This is a genomic window from Streptomyces sp. NBC_00045 (genome assembly GCF_045041095.1).
Taxonomy (GTDB): Bacteria; Actinomycetota; Actinomycetes; order Streptomycetales; family Streptomycetaceae; genus Streptomyces.
On the sequence record NZ_CP108271.1, the window covers coordinates 1997466 to 2012948 of the forward strand.

12 protein-coding genes are annotated in these 15483 nt (G+C 73.0%); 3 read left to right on the forward strand and 9 right to left on the reverse strand.

Features of this window, described 5'->3' with window-relative positions; translation table 11 throughout:
• Window positions 1-3: 3 nt before the first annotated feature.
• From OHA65_RS09485 to OHA65_RS09515, 7 genes are all read right to left on the reverse strand, one after another.
• The gene (locus OHA65_RS09485) at window positions 4-1416 is read right to left on the reverse strand and encodes an aldehyde dehydrogenase family protein (RefSeq protein WP_328762267.1); all 1413 of its coding nucleotides are present in this window, start codon (window positions 1414-1416) and stop codon (window positions 4-6) included.
• Window positions 1417-1518: 102 nt separating this feature from the next.
• A complete protein-coding gene (locus OHA65_RS09490; RefSeq protein WP_405761738.1) occupies window positions 1519-2976 on the reverse strand; it encodes a CitMHS family transporter in 1458 nt (485 codons plus the stop codon).
• A 73-nt stretch (window positions 2977-3049) separates the two neighbouring features.
• Entirely contained in the window at window positions 3050-5317 is a 2268-nt protein-coding gene (locus OHA65_RS09495) for a molybdopterin-dependent oxidoreductase (protein ID WP_405761740.1), read from the reverse strand.
• A gap of 139 nt (window positions 5318-5456) precedes the next feature.
• Window positions 5457-6077 (reverse strand): TetR/AcrR family transcriptional regulator, encoded by a 621-nt coding sequence (locus OHA65_RS09500; RefSeq protein WP_327285588.1) that lies wholly within the window; start codon window positions 6075-6077, stop codon window positions 5457-5459.
• A gap of 35 nt (window positions 6078-6112) precedes the next feature.
• Window positions 6113-7477: a hypothetical protein gene (locus OHA65_RS09505; RefSeq protein WP_327282695.1), complete on the reverse strand. Its 1365-nt coding sequence runs from the start codon at window positions 7475-7477 to the stop codon at window positions 6113-6115.
• A gap of 124 nt (window positions 7478-7601) precedes the next feature.
• Entirely contained in the window at window positions 7602-8441 is an 840-nt protein-coding gene (locus OHA65_RS09510; protein ID WP_329316338.1) for a hypothetical protein, read from the reverse strand.
• 59 nt (window positions 8442-8500) lie between these two features.
• Window positions 8501-10606: a right-handed parallel beta-helix repeat-containing protein gene (locus OHA65_RS09515; protein WP_328762274.1), complete on the reverse strand. Its 2106-nt coding sequence runs from the start codon at window positions 10604-10606 to the stop codon at window positions 8501-8503.
• A 191-nt stretch (window positions 10607-10797) separates the two neighbouring features.
• Here OHA65_RS09515 and hmgA point away from each other — a divergent pair, with 191 nt between their 5' ends.
• Window positions 10798-12111 (forward strand): homogentisate 1,2-dioxygenase, encoded by a 1314-nt coding sequence (gene hmgA / locus OHA65_RS09520; protein ID WP_328762276.1) that lies wholly within the window; start codon window positions 10798-10800, stop codon window positions 12109-12111.
• 85 nt (window positions 12112-12196) lie between these two features.
• A complete protein-coding gene (locus tag OHA65_RS09525; RefSeq protein ID WP_327282698.1) occupies window positions 12197-12946 on the forward strand; it encodes a GntR family transcriptional regulator in 750 nt (249 codons plus the stop codon).
• Window positions 12947-13003: 57 nt separating this feature from the next.
• On the opposite strand, the gene OHA65_RS09530 is transcribed toward OHA65_RS09525, so the two are convergent.
• Window positions 13004-13168: a hypothetical protein gene (locus OHA65_RS09530; RefSeq protein ID WP_327282699.1), complete on the reverse strand. Its 165-nt coding sequence runs from the start codon at window positions 13166-13168 to the stop codon at window positions 13004-13006.
• Window positions 13169-13323: 155 nt separating this feature from the next.
• On the opposite strand from OHA65_RS09530, the gene OHA65_RS09535 reads away from it, so the two are divergent.
• Window positions 13324-14439, forward strand: a complete 1116-nt coding sequence (locus tag OHA65_RS09535) for a type ISP restriction/modification enzyme (RefSeq protein ID WP_328765159.1) — start codon at window positions 13324-13326, stop codon at window positions 14437-14439.
• 251 nt (window positions 14440-14690) lie between these two features.
• Here the strand turns inward: OHA65_RS09535 and OHA65_RS09540 are convergent, their stop codons facing one another.
• Window positions 14691-15425: a TetR/AcrR family transcriptional regulator gene (locus OHA65_RS09540; RefSeq protein ID WP_327282700.1), complete on the reverse strand. Its 735-nt coding sequence runs from the start codon at window positions 15423-15425 to the stop codon at window positions 14691-14693.
• Window positions 15426-15483: the final 58 nt, after the last annotated feature.

The following is a 15483-nucleotide window of genomic DNA, read 5'->3' on the forward strand; positions in this document are numbered from 1 at the left end:
GGGCTAGAACTGCAGGGACTTGGTCTGGAGGTACTCGGCCAGGCCGTGCGGGCCGAGCTCGCGGCCGACGCCCGACTGCTTGTAGCCGCCGAAGGGCGCGAGCGGGTTGAAGCGCCCGCCGTTGATGTCCACCTGCCCGGTGTCCATGCGCCGCGCGAACGCGACGGCGGTCTCCTCGTCAGCCGCCCAGACCGCGCCGCCCAGCCCGTACACCGTGCCGTTGGCGATGCGCAGGGCCTCGTCCTGGTCCTCGTACGGGAGGATCGACAGCACGGGGCCGAAGATCTCCTCCTGCGCGATGGTCATTTCGGGCGTGACGTCGGCGAACACGGTCGGGGCGATGAAGTACCCCTGTTCGTGCGGCGCGTCGGGGCCGCCGGCCACGAGGCGCGCGCCCTCCTCGATGCCCTTCGCGATGTATCCGCGCACGCGGTCGCGCTGCTTGGCGTTGATGACCGGGCCGAGGCGGGTACCCGGGTCGAGGGGGTCGCCGGAGGGGTAGTTGGCGACGGCGGCGGCCGCGAGGGAGACGGCCTCCTCGTACTGGTCGCGGTGGACGAGCATCCGCGTGAGCGCGTTGCAGCTCTGGCCGGAGTTGTTCATGACGTGGCCCACGCCCACCGCGACGGCCTTGGCCAGGTCGGCCCCGGGCAGGATGACATTGGCCGATTTTCCGCCGAGTTCGAGGGCGACGCGCTTGACGGCGGCGCCGGCCGTGGCGCCGATCTGCTTGCCGACCGCGGTGGAGCCGGTGAAGGAGACGAGGTCGACTCCTTCGTGCGCGGCCAGCGCCTGGCCGGCGACCGGGCCGGTCCCGGTCACCAGGTTGAACACGCCGGCCGGGATGCCCGCCTCGTGCACGGCTTCGGCGAAGAGCTGTGCGGTCAGCGGGGTGTCCTCGGCCGGCTTGAGGACGAGGGTGCAGCCGGCGGCGAGAGCGGGCGCCACCTTGGCAACGATCTGGTGCAGCGGGTAGTTCCAGGGCGTGATGGCCCCGACCACACCGACCGGCTCCAGCAGCACCGTGGAGTTGCCGATGCGCTCTTCGAAGGCGTACGAGGCCCCCAGCTCGGCGAACGAAGAGGACACCGCGATCGGCGCGCCCACGTGGACCATCTCCGAGAAGCCCCGCGGGGAGCCGAGTTCGGCCGTGATGATCTCGGTGAACTCGCCCTTGCGGGCGACCAGCACGTCGCGGAGCGCCGCGATCAGGGCGGCCCGCTCGGCCGGAGCCGTGGCCGCCCAGCCGGGGAAGGCGGCGCGTGCCGCGCGTACGGCCGCGTCCACGTCGTCGGCGTTTCCGGCCGGGACCCCGCCGATGACCTGCTCGTCGGCCGGGTTGACCACCTCGATCCGCTCGCGCCCGGCGGCCGGCCGCCATGCGCCGTCGATGTACATCCCGTCCTGGGCCTTCATGGCTTTCCTCCCGAACACGCACCAGCGCGTAGCGACCTGACCTCGTTCGACCACCCTACAAACTAGCGTCGGTAGTTTTCGGTGTGCCAGGGGTGTCCGGGGTCAGATGATTCCGAAAAGCATCCCTGCCCCCAGGACGACCAGGGAGGTGAGGGCCGCCCATTTCACGGTGAAGCGGGTGTGGTCGCCGAACTCGACCTTGGCCATGCCGACCAGGACGTAGACGGCGGGAACCAGCGGGCTGGACATGTGCAGGGCCTGGCCGACCAGCGAGGCGCGGGCGATTTCGAGCGGGGAGACCCCGTGGGCGGCGCCCGCCTCGGCCAGCACCGGCAGGACGCCGAAGTAGAAGCCGTCGTTGGACATGAAGTAGGTCAGCGGCAGGCTGAGCAGGCCGGTGACCAGGGCCATGTGCGGGCCCATGCCCTCGGGGATGGCGTCGACGAGCCAGTCGGCCATGTGCTTGACCATGCCGGTGCCGCTGAGGACTCCGGTGAAGACGGCAGCGGCGAAGACCATGCCGGCGACGTTCAGGACGTTGTCGGCGTGCGCGGCGATCCGGGCCTTCTGGTCGGGCATGTGCGGGAAGTTGACGGTGAGGGCGAGGGCGGCGCCGAGGAGGAAGAGCACCGGGATGGGGAGCAGCTCGGTGATCATCGCGGTGAGGAGGGCGACGGTGAGGCCGGCGTTGAACCAGTAGAGGCGCGGGCGAAGGGTCGGGCGGCGGGGGTCGAGTCCCTGGAAGCCGTCCTCCTGCGCGGCGGAGCCGGAGGTCACGGCGCCGGAGGCGGGAACGGAAACGGAGGTGGAGTCCGAGGCGGACCCCGCGGACCCGGTGGTGGCCGTTCCTGCGTCGGCGGATCCGGTGGTGGCGACCAGCAGGCGCTCCTCAGCGGGCTCCGGAGCCTGCCCGGACGCCGGCTCCTCGGCGCCGGGGAGGACCAGCTTCCCGATCCGACGGCGTTCCTTGAGGCCGAGGACGTACGCCAGGCCGAACACGAACAGCAGACCGACCGCGAGGGCGGGGATCATCGGCACGAAGATGTCGGAGGCGTCGAGCTTGAGTGCGGTGGCGGCGCGGGCCGTGGGGCCGCCCCAGGGCAGGGTGTTCATGACGCCGTTGGCGGTGGCGGCGACGCCCGTCATGACCACCAGGCTGAGGCCGAGCCGCTTGTAGAGCGGGTACATGGCCGAGACGGTGATCATGAAGGTGGTCGATCCGTCGCCGTCGAGCGAGACGATCGCGGCGAGGACCGCGGTGCCGACCACGACCCGTACCGGATCCGCCTTGCAGAAGCGCAGGATGCCGCGCACGATCGGATCGAACAGGCCGACGTCGATCATCACGCCGAAGTAGACGATGGCGAACATCAGCATGGCGGCGGTCGGCGCGAGTTTGCCGACGCCGTCGATGACGTAGTCGCCGAGGTGGGCGCCCTTGCCTGCGAACACGCAGAACAGCGCGGGGATGAGGACGAGCGCCGCGATGGGCGACATTTTCTTCATCATGATCAGGACCAGGAAGGTGGCGATCATGGCGAAGCCGAGGAAGGTCAGCATGCAGGGAACGTAGGTGTCTCCTCCTTGTGTCAACAAGACGTCCGAGCGTGAGCAATACGAGCAAAACCCCAGCTCAGGGCAGGGGTGTCAGCTCGACGGGGAAACCGTTGAGCACCGCCGTGCCGGACAGCGGGTCGAGCCGGGAGCCGTCGAGGAGCTGGTTGACGTTGGCGCCCGGCGCGGCGGAGGCGACGGAGAGGCGGGCCCCGTCGCGGTCATGGCCCCAGCCGTGCGGAAGGCTCACCACGCCGGTCCGTACGGTGTCGGTGACCTCGACGGGAACCTCCAGGCTGCCGCCGTCGGCGGTGATCCGGGCCATTCCGCCCTCGGTGAGGCCGAGCCGCCCGGCGTCCTGCGGATGCACCTGGAGCGTGCATCGGTTGGAACCTCCGGTGAGGGCCGGAACGTTGTGCAGCCAGCTGTTGTTGGACCGCAGATGGCGGCGGCCCACGAGCACCAGGGCGGCGGGGCGGTCGGCGAGCGCCGCGCGCAGCCTGGGGAGATCGGCCGCGATCGGGTCCGGGAACAGCTCGATCCTGCCGCTGCGCGTCTTCAGCACGCCCGGGAGCCGGGGCCGCAGCGGGCCCAGGTCGATCCCGTGCGGGTGCGCGAGCAGCCGCTCCAGGCTGAGCCCCGCGCCCTCGTCCGTTCCCGCCCCCGTCCCCGCCTGCGGGGCGGAGCCGGCGCCGAACCGGTCTCCGTACGGCCCGAGTCGGAGCATCAGGTCCAGCCGCCGTTCGGGGCCGCTCTCCCCGGTGAGCAGACCGGCCAGGCGCGCCGGGTCCTGCCCGTGCAGCGGGGAGTGCGGGTCGGCGGTCTCCTTGGCGAGGGTGCCTCGGATGACCATGTCGTCGACGGCGGCCGGGGTGGCGGAACCGTACGTGCCGGAGACGGCGAGGACGAGGCGGGCATGGATCTCGCACTCGTCGAGCCGGCCCGCTTCGAGCGGGACGGCGGCGCGGGTGTAGCGCGCCTGGTTGCGGATGGCGAACCCGTTGAAGGCGAAGTCGTGGTGCGCGCTCTGCGAGGGCGGCGGCGGAGGCAGCACGACGTGGGCGTGGCGGGAGGTCTCGTTGAGGTACGGGTCGATGCTGACCATGAAGTCGAGCCCGGCCAGGGCCTCGTCGAGGCGCCGCCCGTCGGGTGCGGACAGCACCGGGTTGGCGGCGATGGCGACCAGGGCGCGGATCCGCCCCTCCCCCGGCGTCTCGATCTCCTCGGCCAGGGCGGCCATGGGCAGTTCGGCCTTGGCCTCGGGGTGGCCGCTGACCCGGCTGCGCCAGCGGCCCAGGGTGAACCCCTTGCCGGGTCCGCCGGGGCGCGGCCGCGGCCCGGCGGCCGACAGCGGGAAGAGGACTCCCCCGGGCCGGTCGAGGTTGCCGGTGAGGATGTTCAGCACGTCGACCAGCCAGCTGGCGAGCGTGCCGTACTCGACGGTGCAGCTGCCGATCCGCCCGTAGACGGCAGCGGTGGGCGCGGCCGCGAGGTCGCGGGCGAGGTCGCGGATCTCGGCGGCCGTGAGGTCGCAGGCGGGGGCAACGGCCTCAGGAGTGAAACTCGCGAGGGCTTCCGCGAGTTCCCCGATCCCTTCGGTCCGTTCCGCCACCGCGCCCGGGGCGGCGAGCTTCTCCGCGAGGAGGGTGTGCGCGAGGGCGGCCAGCAGCAGGGCGTCGCTGCCGGGGCGCGGCGCCAAGTGGCGGTCGGCGAGCTTGGCCGTCCGGGTGCGGCGCGGATCGACGACGACCAGGGTGCCGCCCCGGGCGCGCAGCGCCTTGAGCCGGCCGGGGAAGTCGGGGGCGGTGCACAGGGAGCCGTTGGACTCGACCGGGTTGGCGCCGAGGAGCAGCAGGAAGTCGGTGCGGTCGAGGTCGGGGACCGGGATGGCGAATGGGTCCCCGAAGAGGAGCCCGCTGGAGACGTGCTTGGGCATCTGATCGAGGGTGCTGGCGGTGAAGAGGTTGCGGGTGCCGAGGGCCTTGAGCAGGATCGGCGGATAGAGGGCGCCCGCCATGGTGTGCACGTTCGGGTTGCCGAGGACCACGCCGACGGACTGGGCGCCGTGCTCCTGCACGAGGGCCGGGATCGCGGCGGCGACGGCCTCGTACGCCTCGTCCCAGGTGGCCTCCCGGAGCCGGCCGTCGCGGCGGACGAGGGGCGTCCGCAGCCGGTCGGGGTCGGCGTCGAGCGCACCGAACGCCGCGCCCTTGGGGCAGATGAACCCACGACTGAAAACGTCTTCGCGGTCCCCGCGCGCGCCGGTGACGGCGGTGCCTTCGATGGTGAGGGTGAGGCCGCAGGTGGCTTCGCAGAGGGGGCAGATGCGCAGGGCGGTGCGGGGCATGGGCCCTCCAGGGACGGCAGGCTGCGACGTGAACACGCCGGCGAGCCGAGCATACCGACCGGTAGGCACGGCGGGGAGGCCCTGGAGGCGGGCCCGGCAGCGCGGGCTGGGCCGGGGATGGGCGCGGGGACGGGGCGGGTCAGTCGAGCACGCGGGCGAGGTAGGCGTGCATCATGGCCCGGGTTTCGGCCACGATGCCGGGGTCCCCGGCCGGGTCGGCGCGGAAGGCCAGCTTCGTCAGCGCGTCCGTGGCCTCGACGGCGACCAGGACCGCCCGTTCCAGGGTCGCGTCCGGGGTCAGGCCGAGGTGCGCGCCGAGCAGTTCGGTGAGGCGTACGGCGACCAGCCGGTTGGGGTCCGCGGCCGGGCCCTCGGCGGGCGGGGCGGGCACCCCGAAGTCGACGAGCGCGAAACCGGGGACCGTGCGCTTCATGGCCAGGTATTCGTCCAGCACGGCGTCCACGACGGGGCGCCAGCCGCCGGCCGGGAGGGCGGCGAGGCGTTCCGCGATGCCGTCGGTGTACTGGTCGAGGTTGCGGTGGGCGAGGGCGATGACCATGGCCCGTTTGTTGCCGAAGAAGCGGTAGACCGAGCCGATGGGCACTCCGGCGCGCAGGGCGACGGTGCGGGTGCTGAGGTTCTCGTACCCGGTCTCGTCCAGGAGTTCGGCGCAGGCGTCGAGGATCCGGGCGAGCCGGTCGGCGCTGCGCTGCTGGATCGGCGTCCGGCGCAAGGGGTGGGCGGGGGGCACGGAGTCCATCATGCCGTTCCCGACCCCTCCGTTCGGCAGGAGTGTCAGTTCAGGAGCAGACCGATCCCGCCGATCGTGTAAGTGATCATGAGCGCGAGCAGCGGCAGCTGCCCGGCGACGGCCCTGGCGGGCGGGAAGAGGCGTACGGAGCGGTCGTGGGCCGCGATCACGCCGAGTACGTGGCCGGTGACGACGGCGATGACCTGGAGGGCTGCGAGGCCGCCGGGGCCCAGTGGTGGCAAGGGTTCTGGGGCGTTGTCAGTGCCGAGTGCCATGCTTACCGTGCGTGGTCCTTCGGTTACCAGGAGGGAGAAGTAGTGGGCGACGAGATAGCCGATTGCGATCGGTACGAGTGAGTGCGCGAAGGCGGTCAACGGGCCCGGGTGCGGGCCGCAGACGAGGCGGGTGACCGCTGCGCACAGGCAGTACAGGGTGGCGACGAGGGCGATGGACGCGAGGAGTCCGAGCGTGGCCGTGGGGGTGCGGCCGAGGGGGGAGGTCTGGAGGGTGTTGATCCACGAGGGGTTGTCGGAGTAGCCGTCGTAGGCGGTGGAGCCGAGTAGGACGCAGACGGTGGCGACGAGTCCGGGCCGCTCGGGTGTCGCGTCGAGTCCGTGGAAGGGGTTGCGGAGTACGAGGCGGCCGTCGCTACGGCGGCCGAGGGGGGAGAGCCGGGCCAGGAGGGCGGAGTACGCCTCGAAGGCGTCGGCGTCGGCGAACCAGCGCTCGCCGAAGCGGGCGGCGAGCGCGAGTTGGACGGCGGCGTAGCCGGTGAGGGCGGTCAGGAGGGTGGTGGTGGATGCGGGATCCGGAGCGGCGAGTTCGAGCCAGGTGAAGGCGAACAGTCCGGCGGCGGCGGGCCATTGGCCGAGCCGGGCGGGCAGGGGGGCGGGCGCGTGACGCCGGGCGCGGGGCAACCGGCGGTACAGGCAGTACAGGGTGCGGAGCGGGTTGATCAGGCGCCAGACGGGGCCGAGGAGGAGGGAGGCGGGGACGAGACCGACCCAGAGGAGGACGTAGACGGCGCCGGGGGCGGGGTTGCGCGCGGGATCGTCAGGACCGAGGAGGAGCAGGAGGAGGACGGCGAGCGCGGCGGCGAGACCGAGCCCGCGCAGGGCGGTGCGGGTGGCCGGCGCGTCGGCGATCCGCTCCAGGGCGGCGGGCAGTGCGCTGCCTGACCGGTCGCCGCGGAAGCGGGAGGAGGACCACAGCAGACCGAGCGCGAGGAAGGAGACGAACAGCGCGGCGAAGGCACCGGCGAACGCGTAGAAGGGAGAGATCGGCAGATCGTGCTGGGACCCGATCCCGTGCGCGAGCAGGGTGGGCGGATCGGCCGGGCGAAGGACCACGCCCCGGCCCCCGCCACCGCTGCCCGCGGCGGGTACGAGACCCGGCCCGACCGGGATCATCGCGGGCCGCCTGCACGGCCCCGTTCCCCACCGCGGAAGGGGAACGGTGCCGCGTGGGTACAGACCGGATGGGGCTGGGGCCGGGTGGGCGCGGGCGGTGTGGGCCGGGTGGGCGCGGGCCGGGTCACCGGACGAGGAGCTGGGTCAGGACGAGGTCGGACTCGTGGGTCTCGACCTCGAAGAGGCCCGTACGGTCGACCGTCAGGACCAGGGTGGCTTCCTGGCCTGCCGGCAGGGCGAGTTCCTTGTCGTAGCCGTGGACGTGGAGGGTGTCGGCGCGGTCGCTGGTGACGCGCAGGGCGACGCGCTCGCCGCGCCGCAGCTCGGTGCGGCCGGGGGCGGGGGTCACCTTGCCGTCCCGGACGGTGAGGGTGACGGTGCGGTCGGCTTGCACATCGGACGGCGTCGGCGAGGGTGGGGTGTGGCTGTGGCCGCCGGGCTGGCCCGGGGCGGCGGCGGTGAGCTGCAGCGTGCCCTCGATCGTCTTGCCGGCGACGGCCCAGGCGGTGTGGTCGTCCGCGTAGAGGCGGACGGTCAGGGTGTGCGCGCCCTCGGGGACCTGCGAGGCGGGCAGGTGGAACCAGGGGCCGTACAGCCGGGCCAGTTTGCGGCCGTCGAGCTCCAGGTGCGCGTGGCCCGCGCCCGGGAGGGCGGCGCCGCCGGTGCTGTCAGGGGTGAAGCGGAAGTTCTTCACCGTCAGCTGGAGGTTCCAGCCGTCCTCGGAGTCGGGGCGGGCGGTGAGCTGGACTTGCGGCGCGCCCTCGGCCGGGATCTCGCGGAGCCGGTGCCCGCCGGGGTCCTGGGCGTCGAGCAGGGTGCCGACGCTTCCGGTGGCCTGCTCGTGGCTGGTGCCGGGCTTGTGGTGGGTGGTCGCCCGTCCGCCGCAGCCCGTCGCCGCGCCGCCGACGAGCAGCAGGACGAGTGCGAGCAGGGCCGCGGTGCGGGCCGCCCTCCGGGACCGCACCCCGAGGGGTGGCACTGCGCAGCCGTCGCACCGGACGGGGTCCGCGGTCCGGTCGCCGGTCACTGCGCTCCTCCTTCGGTCACCACGGTCCCGGCGCCCCGTCCACCGCCTGCGGGATCGGTATCGGGGTCGGCCGCGGGCGGGGACGCCGGGCGGGTCGGGCGGGCGGCTGCGACGGTGGCCCAGAGGATCCAGGGGACGGCGAGGAGGGCACGGATCCAGGCGGGGCCGACGGGGATCCAGGGGATCATCAGGACGGCCTTGTCGAAGGCGTCCAGGAGGGTGAGCGCCGCCAGCAGCAGGGTCAGCCGCGCCAGCCAGGGGCGGGTGGGCCGCAGGGCGATGCCCGCGCCCGTCCACCACAGGCCCAGCAGGAGCAGCGCCAGGGCCGGGACGAAGGTGCCGACGAGGGGCGTGGTGGAGCCGGCCACGTCCAGGGCCAGCCCGGCCAGGCCCAGCAGCGAGGCAGCCGTGCCCAGCCGGGAGCCGCGCAGGCGGCGCCGCCACAGCACCCCGCCCACCAGCGCCAGCACCGCCGCCGCCGCCAGCGCGATCTGGGTTTCCACCCGCTCCAGGCCGCGTGCGCCGTACCAGTCGCAGCCGGCCGGGAGCTTGCGCGCCTGGACGCTGTAGTCGGCGCAGACCAGCAGCTGGGCGAGTTTGACGGGCTCGCCCACCAGCCGGGCCGAACCGCCCGACACCGCGCCTCGGCGCTCGCCGCACTCGGGGAGCGTGCCCGGGGTGGAGCCGGCGGGTCCGGACTGCCAGCAGTTTCCGCGGCCCTGGCCGTCCCACCAGACGTCCATGCCGTTGGGACGGTCGGCGCCGGACTTGTCCTTGCCGAGCACGTTCCCGGCGTAGCGGTTGTGGTGGGAGGTGTCGGCCTGCTTCGACCACTTCTCCTCACCGCGGATGAACGCGGGGACCGCCGAGAGGAAGAAGCCCGCGCGCCGGTGCCCGTACACCCAGTTGTTCTCGTAGACGTTCCAGTTGCCGCCCGCGGTGATGATGCCGGTGCCCGGCGGCATGGAGATCTGCGGGCAGACCACCCCCTGCTCGTAGCCGCGCTCGATCGGCGGTTTGGCGCAGGTGCCGTCGGCGACGTACCCGTAGTAGTCGGCATTGTTGTCGTGGATCAGGTTCCGTTCGAACCTGGCGTGGTTCTGCGGGAGCCCGGGGTGCCCGGGGAAGGCGCTGTCCATCGAGGCGCCGCCCATGTTCTGGTCGAACTCGTTGTCGTGCACCCAGACCGAGTCGCCCGCGGTGCCGGAGTAGCCCACCATGTTGTGGTGGCTGTGGCAGCCCGTGATCTCGATGGAGTAGCGCGGGACCTCGTAGCCGCGGCCGTCGTTGATGTTGGAGGCGCTGCCGGGGTAGATGCCGGAGTCGCCGTTCCCGTACGACTCGCAGTTCTTGTAGAGCCCGTGGTCGCTGGCGAAGGTCAGGAAGCCGTACTCGTCGTTCCAGCGGGTCAGTACGTCGTCGATGACGAACCCGTCGCCCGCGAGGACGTACAGCGAGTTGAAGGTGGTGCGCTGCGCGGTGAAGTTGCGGAAGTAGATGCCGTTCGACTTGTCGGCGCGGATGGCGTTCAGCTTCTGGTACTTGGCGTCGATGACGACGTCGAGGCGGGTGGCGCCGGTGCCCTCGATCTGTAGGTCCGTCTTGCCGAGGACGGCGACGAGGTTCTGGTTGTGCCGGCACTGCACCTGCTGCTCGTAGCTGAGGATCTGGTAGCCGAGCGCGGAGTTGGGGGCCTTGAGCGCGGCGCACTCCCCCGCCGGCTTCGGCAGTGAGGGCTCCTCCTCGTACAGGCCGGGGAGGATCGCGATGTTCATGCCGGGCCGGTCCACCGCGTCGACGGCTTCCTGGAGGTGCCGGTAGCCGCTCTTCTCGCAGCGCTCGTACAGGGCGAGGTTGCGCTGTTTCAGCTCCTCGGGGAAGGCGGATATCCGGCGTTCGAAGGCGGGCCGGTCGGTCTTGCAGACCAGCAGGTCGGGCTCGGCCTTCCGGTACTGCGGCACGGACCCGGAGCCGTCGGGCAGGGTCACGGGGCGCTCCTCGTGCGCGCGTGCGGCGGGCGCGGCGGCGAAGAGGGACACGAGGGCGAGGAGGGCGGCGAGGAGCGCCGCCGGCACGGCAGGGAACCTGCGGGTCCACGACATGCGCGTGAGAGTAGAGCAATGTTCATCTTTTTGGATCCCCCGCGGCACCGCCAATCGGCACGACGCACCCGCCCCGGCCTCCCCCACCGGCCCGATCCGGCCAGGCAGCCCGGGGAGCCATTGACGCGCGCGCCGCGGAATCCTACTGTCAACCATAGGATTCCTTCGACAGTCACAGAGCGGGAGCACCCATGAGCGAGCAGGCCAGGAAGACGGCGGAGGCACTGGAATACCTCACCGGCTTCGGCAACGAGCACAGCTCGGAAGCCGTCCCCGGCGCCCTGCCGCCCGGCCGCAACTCGCCCCAGCGCGCACCCCTCGGCCTGTACGCCGAGCAGCTCAGCGGCAGCGCCTTCACCGAGCCCCGCAACCACAACCGCCGCTCCTGGCTCTACCGCATCCGCCCCTCGGCGGCCCACCCGCCGTTCGCCCGGATCGACAACGGCGCCTTGCGCTCCGCACCCTTCACCGAGGCCCCCGCGGACCCCAACCGGCTCCGCTGGAACCCGCTGCCCGACCCGGCCCCCGGCACCGACTTCCTGGCGGGCCTGTGGACCCTCGGCGGCAACGGCGACACCACCCAGCGCAGCGGCATGGCCATCCACCTCTACTCCGCCAACGCCTCCATGACCGACCGGGTGTTCAGCGACTCCGACGGCGAGCTGCTGATCGTCCCCGAGCGCGGCGGCCTGTTGCTGCGCACCGAGCTCGGCCTGCTCAGCGCCGGCCCGGGCGAGGTCGCCCTGATCCCCCGCGGCGTGCGCTTCCGGGTGGAGCTGCTGGACGACGACGCCCGCGGGTACGTCTGCGAGAACTACGGCCGCCCCTTCGAGCTGCCCGACCTTGGCCCCATCGGCGCCAACGGCCTCGCCGCCGCGCGCGACTTCCGGGCCCCGGTGGCCGCGTACGAGGACGTCGAGCGCCCGACCGAGGTGATCAACAAGTTCTGCGGCAACCTCTGGGCCGCCACCCACGACCACTCCCCGCTCGACGTGGTCGCCTGGTACGGCACGCACACCCCGTACGTGTACGACCTGCGTCGTTTCAACGTCCTGGGCTCCATCAGCTACGACCACCCGGACCCGTCGATCTTCACCGTGCTGACCTCGCCCTCCGACACCCCGGGGCTCGCGGGCGTGGACTTCGTGGTCTTCGCCCCGCGCTGGCTGGTCGGCGAGGACACCTTCCGCCCGCCGTACTTCCACCGGAACGTCATGAGCGAGTACATGGGCCTGATCGAGGGCGCCTACGACGCCAAGGCGGAAGGCTTCGTCCCCGGCGGCGGCTCGCTGCACAACATGATGTCCGCGCACGGACCGGACCGGGAGACCTTCGACCGGGCGAGCGCCGCCGAGCTGAAGCCGCAGAAGATCGACGACGGCCTGGCCTTCATGTTCGAAACCCGCTGGCCGATCACCGCCACCACCCAGGCGGCCGGCGCCGATCACCTCCAGCGCGGATACGACGACGTCTGGCAGGGTCTCCAGCGGCACTTCCGCGCCTAGTATCGCTACGCGCCACGCACAGCGCGCCGTGTGTCACGCACGGCGCCCCGCGCGCCCCACGCCCCGTCCGTACGGAGAACCACCCGTGACCGCCTTCGCCCCCGACTCGCTCGTGCTCAACCGGAAGCTGCCGCTCTGGTACCAGGTGTCGCAGTCGCTGCGCGCCTCGATACTGGGGCGCACCCCGGACGCCTCGCTGCGCCTGCCCACCGAGGAGCAGCTCGCCGAGCACTACGGGGTGAGCGTGCTGACCATGCGCCAGGCGCTCAAGGAGCTGGAGGGCGAGGGGCTGATCAGCCGGCACCGGCGGCGCGGCACGTTCATCGAGCCGGGTGCTCGGCGCGGGGCGCCGGTGCGCCTGTTGGGTTCGGTCGACGCCATCGTCGCGCAGCAGTCGGGCGACCGCACGACGGTCCTCGGCCATGAGCGGACGGTCGTGTCCGGGGAGCTGCTGGAGCACTTCCCGGACACGGCCGAGGTGGTCACGTACCGCCGGCTGCGCCATGACGGCGAGAGCGGCGAGCCGACCAACTGGGTGGAGAACGCGGTGCGCCCGGAGGTGGCCGAGGCGGTGGACCTGGCCGATCTGGCCCGCTGGCCGATGACGAAGGTGCTGCGTGACGTGGTGGGAGTGAAGATCAGCAGGATCACGGACACGGTCGAGGCGCGGCTGGCCGACCCGGAGACGGCCGAGCTGCTCCAGGTGCCGCTGCTCAGTCCGATCCTGCACTACACGGGCGTGACGTACGACGAGGACGGCCGGGTCGTGGACGTGGCGCGGATCCGGTACCGGGGCGACCGGTTCTCGTTCACGGTCACCGTCGACGCCACCTGACCCTTCGACGCCACGCGACCGCTCGACGCCGGCCGACCGTCCCCGCAGGACGCGACGCTACTTCTCCTCGTCGTCCCTGCTGCGTTCGCCCTCCGCCTGCGACGGCGTGGTCCGCGTCGTCTGCGGGTGGTGCCGCTGCATCTTCTCCTTCTCGTCCATGTCCTCGTCGAGCCGCTCGCCCTCGGCCTGCGACGGAGTCGAGTATTCGTCGTACTGACTCATGACCGCCTCCTCGCCATCGGAACCCATCCGTACGGAACACCGAACATATCCGTACATAGGGAGCGTATCTCTTCGGCCCGCGCGCAGCCCGGTCGCCGCCGCCCGTCGCTACCATCTGCCGGGTGAGCGAAGACGTACCGCTGCTGGACGATCTGATGCCCTGGGCCGTGGGCGGCCTGCGCCTGGGCCGGGCCTGGGTGGCGGCCCCCGACCCCGCGGCCCTGCGCGCCCGCTGGGCGGCCCTGACCGGCGCCGAAGGGTCCGAGCGGGACCGGCTGTTCCGCCCGACCCGGACCCGTACGCCCACCACCGGGGCGGCCGCGCTGCCCGGACAGCGCTCGCCGTCGACCGCCCGCTTCGCCGATGCGCCGGGCCCCTGCCCCGACCCCGTACGGGTGCTGCGCGACCCCTTCGACGAGCAGTGGCTGCTGCCCGACCAGCGGCTCATCGACACGGCCCGGCCGGAGCTGTGGCGGGTCCTCGACGAACACCAGCTCTTCGCCGTCGAGACCCCGGAGCTGCTGGTCACCGCCCACCTCCCGGCCGGCCGCCTGGGCCGGATCCGCCCGCTGCACCGGCGCCCCGGCGGCGCCGAGCCCAATTTCGCGCCGGGCCTGCTGCCGCTGCTGGGCGAGCGCTACGACTGCCCGGTGACCCCGCAGGACGTGCTGTGCTGGATCCTCGCGGCGGGCCGCCCCGGGCCCCGCGGGTACGAGGTCCCGCTCACCGCCGACCCCGGGCGCTGGCGGGCCGGGCTGGAGCTGGGGCACCGGCTGCTCACCGTCCAGCTGCGCGGCGGGCCCGGCGCCGAGCCGCCCCGGTTGCCCGGCGGGCGGCGCCCGTACGTGCGCTCGGCGGTGCAGGCCTGGCCGGAGGGGCTCACGTACGACGCGGAGAGCGAGACCTTGAGCCTGGGGGCCGGGACGGTCTCCCCCGTGCCGCCGGGCGCCTGGGAGTACGAGGTGCAGGGCGGCACGCGCGTGCTGGAGGCCTGGTTCGCCGCCCGCACCGCCCACCGGGACCCGCAGGCCGACGGGCTGGAGGCGATCGGTCCGGCCGAGTGGCCGCAGGCCTGGACCTCGGAGCTACTGGCACTGGTGACCACGTTGGCGCTGCTGGCCGATCTGGCTCCGGAGCGGGCGGCTTTCACCCCCGGGCCGCTGCTGCCGGCGGCTGCGGGAGTACTGCCGCCGCCGCGCTGGGCCCGGCGCCCGGCCTCCGTTCTGGACCACCAGGAGGAGGGCCCGGGGGGCCAGTTCGCCCTGCTCTGACCCAAACACCGCCACCCCACCCCCGCTGCACCCGACCGAGCACAGGCCGGGCACAGGCCGAGCACAGGCCGAGCGCAGGCCGGACCCCGCCGAGCCCGGGCCGGTGCCAGGCCGGATCCCCACCGGGCGCACGCCGGGCCTGACCCCGACCGGGCACGGGCCGAGCGCAGCCGGGCGCACGCCGGGCCTGCCCCCGACCACGCACAGGCCGGACCGGGCCGGACCCCGACCGAGCCCGGGCCGGGCCGCGGTCAGCCCTGTGTCGGTTCCCAGGCCCCGAGGAGGCGGGACACCGAGCGGTCGAAGACCGCGGCGAGGTCGGACGCCGCCTCCGACACCGGATGGGCGCCCGTGAGCGCCGCCGCCAGCAGGGGGTACTCCCCCGTCGCCAGCCGGGAGACCAGCCAGGCCGTGCGTACGCCCTCCTCTGCGGTCTCGCTCCACGGCAGCGACCGGGCCCGCTCGGCCAGGGCCAGCTCGCTCGCCACGAAGGTGGCCACCGTGCCGTTGACCGCGGCGACGAGTTCCAGCTTCTGTGGACCGGGGACCTCCAGCGGGACCAGGCAGTCCAGGCTGTGCTCCAGGTAGCGCAGGGCGTTCGGGCTGAAGCCGTACACGGGCGACAGCAGCCGGGGCAGCCAGGGGTGGCGGTGCATCAGCTCCCGCGTCTGGCGGGCGAGCGCAAGCAGGTCGGCCCGCCAGTCCCCGGTCGGCGGGGTCAGTTCGTACTCCCCGCTGACCGCGTCGACCATCAGCTCGTACAGGTCCTCCTTGCGCGGCACGTAGTTGTAGAGGGACATCGTCCCGGCGCCGATCCCGGCGGCCACCCGCCGCATGGAGACGGCCTCGATCCCCTCCGCGTCCGCGATCCGCACGGCCTCGGCCGCGATGGACTCGCGGGTGTGCGCGGGCCGGGGTCCGCGTCCGGCGCGGCCCGGGCGGGCCCAGATCACTTCGGGTTGGGCGGGTCGCCCGCTCGCTGCCATCACTCGATCACCTCGCCCTCATCCTAGTTACGTACACCGTACGGAGTGAGGTAGGGTC

Excerpts from the sequence above, each read along its gene's own strand:
- hmgA (WP_328762276.1), top strand. The coding sequence starts at position 10,798 with ATGAGCGAGCAGGCCAGGAAGACGGCGGAGGCACTGGAATACCTCACC.
- OHA65_RS09495 (WP_405761740.1), bottom strand. The coding sequence starts at position 5,317 with ATGCCCCGCACCGCCCTGCGCATCTGCCCCCTCTGCGAAGCCACCTGC.
- OHA65_RS09500 (WP_327285588.1), bottom strand. The coding sequence starts at position 6,077 with ATGGACTCCGTGCCCCCCGCCCACCCCTTGCGCCGGACGCCGATCCAG.
- OHA65_RS09490 (WP_405761738.1), bottom strand. The coding sequence starts at position 2,976 with ATGCTGACCTTCCTCGGCTTCGCCATGATCGCCACCTTCCTGGTCCTG.
- OHA65_RS09530 (WP_327282699.1), bottom strand. The coding sequence starts at position 13,168 with ATGAGTCAGTACGACGAATACTCGACTCCGTCGCAGGCCGAGGGCGAG.
- OHA65_RS09535 (WP_328765159.1), top strand. The coding sequence starts at position 13,324 with ATGCCCTGGGCCGTGGGCGGCCTGCGCCTGGGCCGGGCCTGGGTGGCG.
- OHA65_RS09485 (WP_328762267.1), bottom strand. The coding sequence starts at position 1,416 with ATGAAGGCCCAGGACGGGATGTACATCGACGGCGCATGGCGGCCGGCC.
- OHA65_RS09515 (WP_328762274.1), bottom strand. The coding sequence starts at position 10,606 with ATGTCGTGGACCCGCAGGTTCCCTGCCGTGCCGGCGGCGCTCCTCGCC.
- OHA65_RS09540 (WP_327282700.1), bottom strand. The coding sequence starts at position 15,425 with ATGGCAGCGAGCGGGCGACCCGCCCAACCCGAAGTGATCTGGGCCCGC.
- OHA65_RS09505 (WP_327282695.1), bottom strand. The coding sequence starts at position 7,477 with ATGATCCCGGTCGGGCCGGGTCTCGTACCCGCCGCGGGCAGCGGTGGC.